This is a genomic window from Arthrobacter sp. Bi26 (genome assembly GCF_918697925.1).
GTDB lineage: Bacteria > Actinomycetota > Actinomycetes > Actinomycetales > Micrococcaceae > Arthrobacter.
Map to the genome: position 1 here is coordinate 110,674 of NZ_CAKKMF010000002.1, position 10,314 is coordinate 120,987.

Annotated in this window: 5 protein-coding genes; 2 read left to right on the plus strand and 3 right to left on the minus strand. The window is 64.3% G+C overall.

The window, feature by feature from the left end:
• Window positions 1–16 precede the first annotated feature (16 nt).
• Window positions 17–2,398, minus strand: a complete 2,382-nt coding sequence (gene ppsA / locus LQV16_RS01145; protein ID WP_229992101.1) for a phosphoenolpyruvate synthase — start codon at window positions 2,396–2,398, stop codon at window positions 17–19.
• A gap of 248 nt (window positions 2,399–2,646) precedes the next feature.
• On the opposite strand from ppsA, the gene LQV16_RS01150 reads away from it, so the two are divergent.
• Entirely contained in the window at window positions 2,647–3,117 is a 471-nt protein-coding gene (locus LQV16_RS01150) for a pyridoxamine 5'-phosphate oxidase family protein (RefSeq protein WP_229992102.1), read from the plus strand.
• A gap of 134 nt (window positions 3,118–3,251) precedes the next feature.
• Window positions 3,252–5,897, plus strand: a complete 2,646-nt coding sequence (locus tag LQV16_RS01155; RefSeq protein WP_229992103.1) for a cation-transporting P-type ATPase — start codon at window positions 3,252–3,254, stop codon at window positions 5,895–5,897.
• Here LQV16_RS01155 and LQV16_RS01160 read toward each other — a convergent pair.
• Window positions 5,865–9,068 carry an HAD-IA family hydrolase gene (locus LQV16_RS01160; protein ID WP_229992104.1) on the minus strand — a complete coding sequence of 1,068 codons (3,204 nt, stop codon included), beginning with the start codon at window positions 9,066–9,068 and terminating at the stop codon, window positions 5,865–5,867. The two genes, LQV16_RS01155 and LQV16_RS01160, sit on opposite strands and share 33 nt — an antisense overlap.
• Before the next feature lie 124 nt (window positions 9,069–9,192).
• Window positions 9,193–10,113 carry a 2-hydroxyacid dehydrogenase gene (locus tag LQV16_RS01165; protein WP_229992105.1) on the minus strand — a complete coding sequence of 307 codons (921 nt, stop codon included), beginning with the start codon at window positions 10,111–10,113 and terminating at the stop codon, window positions 9,193–9,195.
• Window positions 10,114–10,314 lie beyond the last annotated feature (201 nt).

Consider the following 10,314-nt stretch of genomic DNA (forward strand, 5'->3'; position numbering starts at 1 on the left):
TGGGGCGACCGTCCGGTTACGTCTGGGATTCTGCTTGGGCAACGATGTGAAGTGTGTGCAGGAAGCTATCGGGATTGAGGGACAGTGAGTCTATGCCTTCGCGAACGAGGAAGGCTGCAAAATCGGGGTGGTCGCTGGGACCTTGCCCGCAGATACCGATCTTGATGCCGGCCGCATGAGCTTTTCGGATTACGTCACTGATCATTGAGGTGACCGCTTCGTTGCGTTCGTCGAAGAGCCCGGCCAGGTCCTCCGCGTCCCGGTCAACACCCAGGATGAGTTGAGTCAGATCGTTGGAACCGATGGAGAACCCGTCGAACCGCCGGGCGAAGTCCTCGGCCAGAATGACGTTGGAGGGGATCTCGCACATCATGTAGATTTGCAGGCCGTTGTCTCCCCGCCTTAGACCATTGGCTGCCATGGTCTGCAGAACGAGGTCCGCTTCAGCGGGTGTGCGGCAGAACGGCACCATGATAATCACGTTGGTGAAGCCAATAGTTTCCCGCACGCGTTTCAGGGCCTTACATTCCAGCGAGAAGCCGTCTTTGTAGCGGTCATGGTAGTAGCGGGAGGCGCCCCGGAAGCCTAGCATCGGGTTTTCCTCCGGCCGTTCGAAGTACTCGCCGCCGATCAGGTGGGCGTACTCGTTGGACTTAAAATCACTCAACCGGACAATCACCGGCCCTGGATAGTAGGCAGCGGCTATCTTCGCGATGCCGAGAGCCAAAGTCTCCACGAAATACTCCTGCGGATTGCTGTGGTCTTTGGTGATTTCCTGGATCTGCCGGGTCACCTCGGGGTCCCGCACGCGCTCGGGGTGGACGAGGGCCATTGGGTGAATCCTGATCAGGCTGGCGATGATGAATTCCATACGTGCCAGGCCCACACCTTCTGCCGGCAGACGCCACCAACGGAAAGCTGCCGCCGGGCTGGCGACGTTGACCATCATGGAGGTCCTCGTCCGGGGCACGTCCCCCAGGTCGACGTCGACAGAATCAAATGCCAGGGCGCCCTCGTAGACGCGCCCTTCGTTACCCTCGGCGCAGGAAAGAGTCACTGTCTGACCCTCCGTGAGGACCGCCGTTGCCTTGCCGGTGCCGACAACGGCCGGCACCCCCAGTTCCCTGCTCACAATTGCGGCATGACTGGTCGGGCCGCCGTGATCGGTGATGATGCCGGCAGCCCGCTTCATCACCGGCACCCAGTCGGGGTCGGTCATCTCCGTGACGAGCAGGGCTCCGTCACGGAAGTTCTCGATGTCCGCCGGATTCCGGATCACACAAACCTCACCGCGCGTAATCGAATCGCCGACGGCCGACCCCGTCAGGAGTATGTTGCCCTGCTGCAGAAGACGGTGAACCGTAAACCGGGTGCCGCTCTTTCGCGCCTGCACAGTTTCGGGGCGTGCCTGGACCATATAGATTTCCCCCGTTAAGCCGTCCTTGGCCCATTCCATATCCATCGGACAGGCGTAGTGGTTTTCGACGAGCAGTGCCCAGCGCGCAAGCAAGACGATCTCGGCGTCGGCGAGGACGAACGCCTGCCTTTCCTCCTCGGACGTATCGACAATCCGCGTGCGGCCGTTCGCATTCTGCCCGTACACCGATTTCTGTGCCTTGGTTCCGAGGATTTTTTCAATAATCGGGACAATGGCCGGTTCGGCGAGAAGGGGCTTGAAGACCACGTATTTGTCGGGGTCGACGCTTCCCTGGACCACGGTTTCGCCCAGGCCCCACGCCGCGCTGATCACGGCCGCCCGCGGAAAGCCGGACTCCGTGTCGATGGAGAACATGACTCCCGAGGCACCCACGTCAGATCGCACCATCAGTTGCACGCCAATGGACAGGGCCACGCTCAAGTGATCGAAATTCTTCAGTTCCCGATAACTGATGGCTCTGTCGGTGAACAGCGACGCGTAACAGCGGCGACACGCGTCGAGCAGTTCCGCCTCCCCCGCAACGTTGAGGAAGCTCTCCTGTTGGCCCGCGAAACTGGCGTCCGGCAAGTCTTCTGCCGTGGCACTACTACGAACGGCCACGGCTGGATCATCGAGTCCGGACCGTTTAGCCAGTGACCGGTAATGGTTCACGATCGCTTCGGCAATGTCGTCCGGGAATGAGCTGTTGAGGACCAAGGACCTGAGCGCCTCCCCTGTGTCGCGGAGCGATGCTTCACCGGCGCGAAACAGCTGGAGTCTTTGGTGAAGCGCCGAATCGATGCCATTCGCCTCCACGAACGCCCGGTACGCGGCGGCCGTTGTAGCAAAACCGGCAGGGACGCGCACGCCGCTGGTCATGAGTGACCGGGTCATCTCGCCCAGTGACGCGTTCTTCCCGCCGACTTCCGGAACGTCACCCATGCCGACGTCCTCAAACCAGACCACATGCCGTTCCAACATTTGAAAGTTCCGCCCATCATGGTTCTTGCCAGCAAGCGTTGCCCGGGCGCCCGGCATTCAGCAACCCCTCGCCCGTGCAACCATCGTTCGCCTCCCTCCGGGATGAACCTAGAGCCCAATGACCTTGGTGCGGTGAATCGGCGTATCGAGTCCGGATAGGGATCAAGCTTGGCCGCCTGCCGGCGCTGCTGGCTTCGAGGGTCCTTGGGCCCTGTTTGGCCACCGGGCGACGGCGTAAGGTCGGCGCCATGTTGAACGATGCATCATTACCGGTGGCAGATGTCCTCGCAACGCAAGAGTGCTGGCGGCTGTTGGGCAGTGTTTCGGTGGGTCGCCTCGCTGTTTGGGTGAATGACCACCCGGACATTTTCCCCGTCAACTACAAAGTCGAACACGGAACTCTGGTCTTTCGTACGGGTGGGGGGACAAAACTCTCCGCTGCCCTGGCGGGAACCCCGGTTGCCATAGAAGCCGACGGCGTCGATGCGGATGCCGGCGTCGCGTGGAGCGTTGTGGTGAAGGGCCAAGCCACAGCCCTCGAAAGCACGCAAGAGGTTTTGGACACGATTGGGCCGCTCCTCTTTCCGTGGGAGACCGGAAACAAGGATCACTTCGTACGGATTGTCCCGGGCAGCGTGAGCGGCAGGCGCTTCCAGATCGCCCGGCCGCTGACCTGGTCGGGCCCGCTGGATGATGCCACCCGCGCCGGGTTGGAATGACGGAAATCTGCACCCGGCCGGAGTAAGCCCCCGGCAGAGCCGCGTTGCCCCATGAAAGGGGGAACCATGCGTGCTTGGCGGGTAGGGGGTGCTGTCCCAGCGTTGCCTGGGGGCGCCCGCTGGCAGGACCGGTAATGATCGGGAACTTGCCACATGCGACGGGCCTGTCCGCCCGGGAGGCGCAGTCCCTGCTCGCCCGGCATGGCCCCAACCGCATACCGGAAGTCGCGTCCGCCCCGGCCTGGGGCCGCTTCCTGAGGGAATTCACTCACTTCTTCGCCGCGCTTCTGTGGGTTGCCGCCGCGATGGCCTTCATCGCCGGCATGCCACAGCTCGGAGTGGCCGTCGTAGCCGTGGTCCTCATTAACGGCCTGTTTTCCTACGTGCAGGAAGAACGCGCCGAACATGCCGCCGCCAAGTTACGTGCCCTGCTGCCATCGCAGGTCCGGGTCCGCCGGGACGGCCGTTCGGTCAGCCTGGACGCAGCAGACCTCGTGCCCGGGGACGTCGTCATTCTCTCCGCAGGCGACCGCATACCGGCGGACCTTCAGTTCGGATTCACGGACAGCTGCACCGTTGATGAGTCGATGCTGACCGGGGAAAGTGATGCCGTCACCAAGCAGCCGATGGACGCCGGAATCGGAGGGACCTTCCTGACCAACGGAGAGGCCGAGGGCATCGTTACGGCAACCGGACGGCGGACCCGGCTCGCGGAAATCACCGCGCTCACCGCAACGGTTCAGCCGCCGCCAAGTCCGCTGACGATGGAGCTGAGGCGAATCGTCCGGACCATCGCCGTCGTGGCCCTGGGCGTGGGGCTGCTGTTCTTCCTGATATCTGCAGCCATAGGTGTCTCTTGGCACAGCGGATTCCTCTTCGCGATCGGAGTCTCGGTAGCCCTGATCCCCGAAGGGCTACTGCCCACGGTAACTCTGTCGTTGGCGATGGGGGCCCAGAGGATGGCCCACAGGAAGGCGCTCGTTAGGCATCTGCAGGCAGTCGAGACCCTTGGCTCGACAACTTTCATCTGCACGGACAAGACCGGCACACTGACTCAGAACCGGATGAGCGCCGTGCAGGTGTGGACGCCGGAGGGTACCGTGACCGTGGCTGGAAAAGGGTACGAACCGATCGCCTCCGTAGCGGGCAGTGAACAGGCTATCGCCCGGGCGGGCAGGGTCAGCGCAGCTGCGGCCTTGGCATCAAGGGGAACGATCACTCTGCGCGACGGTGAGTGGTATCCGGAAGGCGACCCCATGGAGGCGGCACTGGCCGCGCTCCTGCAACGGCTGGTCAACCCTGCCGGCTGGCCGGACCGGGAGTCTGCGATCCGGTTCGGATTCAGCCCGGGGCGGCGGCGTGAATCGGTGATCGTGGGGACCACGCTATCGATGAAGGGGGCGCCGGAAGCAGTCCTCCCCCTTTGTGTGCCAGCCGACCGCGACCGCCCGCACCTCTCCTCCGGCACCGCTGACGTGGATCAGCAAATACTGCGGATGGCCAGCCAGGGGCTGCGTCTGCTGGCCGTTGCCGAGCGCTCCCTGACGCCAGCCGAGCTCAATGAGCTGGCGGAGGGCTCCCTGACAGCTGATTCGGTGGAGTCCGGGCTGACACTTCTGGGTCTCATCGGGCTTCATGATCCACCCCGACCCGCTGTCGCGCAGGCCCTGCGAACAGCCCGGGAAGCTGGCGTCAAGGTTGCCATGGTCACAGGGGACCACCCGACGACGGCGGCGGCAATCGCCCGTGAGGTCGGCTTGATGCTGGGCGATGAGCGGGTGTTGGAAGGCGCTGAACTGCCCGAGGACCAAGAGGTCCTCGGCGCGATGCTGGATCATGATGGCGTCGTCATCAGCCGGGTGTCCCCTGAACAGAAACTGCGGGTCGCCAGGGCGTTGCAGGGACGCGGGCATGTTGTGGCGATGACCGGGGACGGGGTGAACGATGGGCCAGCGCTGCAGGAAGCGGACGTGGGCATCGCCATGGGAGTTGCCGGCACCGACGTGGCAAGGGAAGCGGCAGACCTGGTCCTGCTGGACGATGACTTCGCCACAATAGTGGCCGCCATCGAGCAGGGTCGCGCCACGTATGCCAATATCCGCCGGTTCCTCACCTACCACCTAACCGACAACGTGGCTGAGCTGACACCGTTCGTGATCTGGGCCTTCTCAGGGGGCGCCTTTCCGCTTGCCCTTGGCGTGCTGCAGATCCTGTTCCTGGACATCGGCACAGACTTGCTGCCGGCGCTGGCGCTGGGAGCGGAACCACCGAGCAAAGGCCTCATGAAGCGTCCGCCCGAGCGCCGTCACCTGATGGACAGAGACTTACTGGTCCGCGTCTTCGCCCTGCTCGGGCCCGTCGAGGCGCTCGTGGAGATGATGGCTTTTGTCGTCGTGCTGAGGGAAGGCGGATGGAGCTTTGGCGGTGCGCCTCCTTCCGCTAGCGTGCTGCTTTCGGCTTCCGGTGCAGCCTTCGCCGCCGTGGTGCTGGGGCAGATGGCAAACGCCTACGCCTGCCGCAGCTCCACCCGGCCGCCGTGGCAGTTGGGCTGGTTCACTAACCGCCTGCTTCTGTGGTCCGTCCTGTTTGAACTCGCGGCGTTGGGAGTTTTTCTCGGCGTGGAACCGGTCGCAGCATTGCTGGGCCAGGCCCCTCCGCCCCCGCAGGGATGGGCAATGGCATTGCTTGCCGTCCCGGCGGTGCTGGCCGCCGACTACCTGTACAAGAGGCTGCGTCACGGGAATCACTTAGCGCGGAGGTCCAAGATGGAAGCTGTGTGACTTCCCGGCATGCAACCTGACGGTGTCAGGGCCCAGACGCACCCTTACGGGATGTCCGGCGCCTGCGGCGGCGGCCACCGTCAGCCGTTTGTGGTCCAAGACCACCTCCAGCGGCTGGTCCCGGTACCGGACGATGAAGCCCAGTCTGCGCAAACCCGCGGGCAGCCGGGGATCAAAGACCAGTTCGTCCTGTTCCATCCGGAGCCCGGCGAAGCTTCGTTGCACGGTGTCGATGCTGCCCGCCATGGCGCCGAGGTGGATTCCGGCACGGGTTGTGCCGCCCTGCGTGTCGTCGAGATCGGCGTCGAGCGCTTCACGGAAGGTACTCCATGCCCGTTCCGGGTCCATGGCGGCCAGGACGGAGGCATGGACCATGCGGCTCAGGGTCGATCCATGGGCCGTTCGGGCGAGGTAGAAGTCAACAGTCCTGGCCAGCATGGTTGAGTCTACGCAGTAGCCGAGAGTTCCGAGAAAATCGGTCAGCTGCTGCTCCCCGAGCAGGTAGAGCAGCATCAGGGCGTCGGCCTGCTTGGCCAGCATGTAGTCGTTGGGTGTTTGGTGTTCTGCTTCGAGGATCAGATCGAGGCGTTCGATATTGCCGTAGAGGTGGCGGTAGTGTTCCCAGTCGAGTTCTTTGAGGCCGCTGTATCCCTCAAATTGGCTGATGATTCCGGCCCCGTGGAACGGGACATACATGCGGTGGCTTATGTGTTCCCAAAGGTTCAGTTCCTCCGGCGCGACGTCCAGCCGCGATGCCAGGTCCTCTTGCTCGTGGGGCTGCAGCGCACCCCTCAAGAGGTGGAGCGCCCTCCCGCAGATCCAGGCGGCCATCACGTTGGTATAGGCGTTGTCATTGACCCCTTCCCCCGGCCGGTCGGGGTAGCCGGTGTGGTATTCGTCCGGTCCCATCACGCCCATGATGTGGAACCGGTCTGCCTCGGCATCATGCATGGCCATTGAAGCGAACAGACGCGCGACTTCGACCAGGATGTCAGCCCCCCGCTCGGTCAACCAAGCCCGGTCTCCGGTGGCCTCGAAGTACTGCCAGGTGTTATAGGCAATCGCCAGGCCCGAATGGCGTTGAAGGCTGGAATAATCCTCCACCCAGTCATTGAGTCGAGGGTTGAATTTCCAATGCGGGGTTTCCTCCCGCCCGTTGCTCCCGCTCTGCCAGGGGTACATCGCTCCCCGCAGCCCTGCCTTCCGTGCGGCATCGCGCGCCGCGTCCAGCCTCCGCCAGCGGTAGTCGAGCAAGGACTTGGCGGTGGCAGGCAGCCGGGATGTGAGCACGGGCAGGACGAACAACTCATCCCAGAACACGTGGCCGCGATACCCTTCTCCATGCAGCCCCCGGGCAGGAACGCCGGCATCCAGCTCGGCCGCATGCGGCGTGAGGGTCTGGAGGACATGAAATACATGAAGGTTCAGGATCAGCTGTGTTTGCCGGTCGGTGTTCAGTTCCAAAGCAAAGGCGGCCAGCAAACGCTGCCAGGCAGACTCATGTGCCGCCAGGATCTGGTCGAAGCCAGCCGGTGCCCGGGCCAAGACATCCAGGGCCCCTCCAAGGGGTGACGATATGGCTGTGTCCCGCGAAGAAACCACCGCAACCATTTTGCAGAAGGCTGTTGGCGCCCCGGCCCGCAGCTCAAGCAGGGCATCACGGTACAGCCTGCCTTTCAGCCGGGTAGCCGCAGTGGCGTCCGGCGCTGGTTGTTGCTCCTGGACCCCGGCCATAGGCCCAAGAATTCGGGCAGCCGTGCAAATCCTGATATGGCTGCTGCTGGTGGCCACCTCGATCCAGTCGGTTCCGTTTGCCGTCGTTCCAAAAGACACGGGACGCAGATGCCGGTGGGCCAGCAGGGCATCGGCGTGAATGTTTGAATTGGTGACCCCCGCATCGAGAGCGGCGCGAACCAGCAGCTGCCCGTCCCAGCCGCGCGCCGTCAACGTCGTTTCCAGCGCCGCCAAATGGGGCTGCGCCGCGGATATGAGGCGGCGCTGCATGACTTCCAGCTGGCGGCCGTCATCGGTCTCGAGCACGACCGTCCGAGACAATAGTGCCCGCCTCATATCGAGTTCGCGGTGCTCACTGCGTAACCGGAGCCCTCCAGCCGACCACCAGCGGCCAGGTACCACGGCAACGTCCACAGGCAGCCAGTTCGGCGCATTCACCATGTGCTCATCCTCGGTCTGCTGCCCATGGACCTCGCTCGTGAGGCGGTTATAGATCCCGGCCAGGTACGTTCCCGGATAGTGAATTCCGTCTGCAGCGCTTTCCGGCGCGGCTCCCCTGACAGCCATGTACCCGTTGCCCAGGGTGGTCAGCGCCTCCCGATGGCCCTCGTGGGCAGGATCCATGCCTTCGTAGATGAGATGCCAGGGATCGGCAAGAACAAGGCCGATATCGAATTCGCTGACATCATTGAGCACCACGTCGGCTCCTGCCGCTTCCAACTCGGCACGCTGCCCGGCCCGGTCGATCCCGACAACCAGCCCGAAGCCTCCGGCCCGCGCGGCCTGGACACCAGCCACCGCGTCTTCAATTACGGCCACCCGCGCCGCGGGCACACGAATTTGACGGGCCGCCTCGAGAAAAAGGGCAGGATCAGGTTTCCCGGGCAGGTGGAGAGCCGCTGCAGCCCGCCCGTCAATGATGAGATCAAAATCGTCCAGCAGCCTGGCGCGTTTCAAAATGGCTCGGGCGTTCCGGCTTGAGGAGGCAAGCACCGTCCTCATGTGCCCCTTACGCAGTCTCCGGAGCAGGTCCACCGTCCCGGCAAACACCCGAACACGGCCCTTCTTGAGTCTCCGATTAAAGATCTCGTTCTTGCGGGCACTGAGTCCAGCTACGGACCATGTACCGGGCGGATCGGAAGGTTGTCCTGCCGGAATGGCGATTCCCCGCGATTCGAGGAAGGCGCGGATTCCCTCTTCCCTCAGACGACCGTCGACGAAGCGCCGGTAGTCGCTGCCCGTGAAGGGGTCCCCACCGGTCGTGCCGGGTACGCGTGGATCCTGGAGGACGCCATCGAATAGCTCCTTCCACGCCATCTCGTGAATTTCAGCTGTGTCAGTGACCACCCCGTCGAGGTCAAAAATGACGGCATCGAACGGGGACATGGCAGATGCCGCCGTGGACGATGCACTCCACTCCTGCGGTTCGGGCGCCATGCGCGGTTCCTCCCTCGGCGGGCGCGGATTGCATCACCGACCGCAGCCCTGGCTATTCAGTGCTACTCCGCTGAGGGCGGCAAAGACAGGGGCCTTGGACCCGTCGATCCCAGCCGCTCAGCTGTCAGCCGTTCAGCACCACATTCACCGGCGGCTCACCTGCCAGCATGAGCTCGATCTGCCGCTGCAGCAGCCGGCCCATCCGCGGCCGCATCGCCGAACTCGCCCCGCCCACGTGCGGGCTGATGATGACACCCGGGGCCAGCCACAGCGGGTGGTCCTGCGGCAGGGGCTCGGGATCGGTGACGTCCAGCGCGGCGCGGATCCGTCCGGAGGCGGTGTGCCGGACCAGGGCATCGGTGTCCGCCACCGGACCGCGGGCCACGTTCACCACCAGGGCGCCGTCCGGCATCGCCGCGAGGAAAGCGTCATCAATCAGGTGCCGGGTGGAGTCGCTGAGCGGAACCCCCACCACCACGATGTCGTGCACCGGCAGCAACGCCTGGAGTTCCGCAATACCGTGGACCTGGCCGCGTTCATCCATCCGCACCGTGCTGGCCACCCGGGTCACGCTGGTCTCGAAGGGCAGGAGCCGGTCCTCGATCGCCTTGCCCACCCCGCCGTAGCCAACTATCAGGACGCGGCGGTCGGCCAGGCTGGCCGTGGGCCTGGCATCCCAGCTGCCCTCCTGCTGGTGCTGGATCAGGCGGGGCAACTCGCGCTGGCTGGCGAGGATCAGGGCGAGTGCCAGCTCCGCCGTGGAGGTTTCGTGCACGCCGGACGCGTTGGCGAAGACCCGTCCGGACGGCAGGAACTCCGCCACCCCGTCGTACCCGATCGACTGGCTCTGCACCAGGGCGGTGTCCACCCGTTCCAGCCCCTGCAGGACCTGCGGGCCTCCCATGTAGGGCGGCACCACGATGTCGATCCGGGGCAGCGGCGGCTCACCGGTGAGGTCCCATTCCAGGATCGTGACGTCTGCGTGCGGCTGAAGGTATTTACGCAACGAGGCGTCCGGCAGGCTGACAGTAATTTTCCGGCTCATGAGTGCCAGCGTAGTGGACCATGATGCGGGAGTTTCGTCCGACTTTGGCCGCGCCCCGCGCGCTCCGTGGACTTCGCCCCCGGCGCGGCCTAACGTCGGAGGCACCACCCCAGCCGAGTCCGGAAGGCCCACGCACATGACGAATCCGGGCCCCCGGCCGGCCGCTCCCACCCACCGCAGGAACATGGTCCTGGTCTGGGC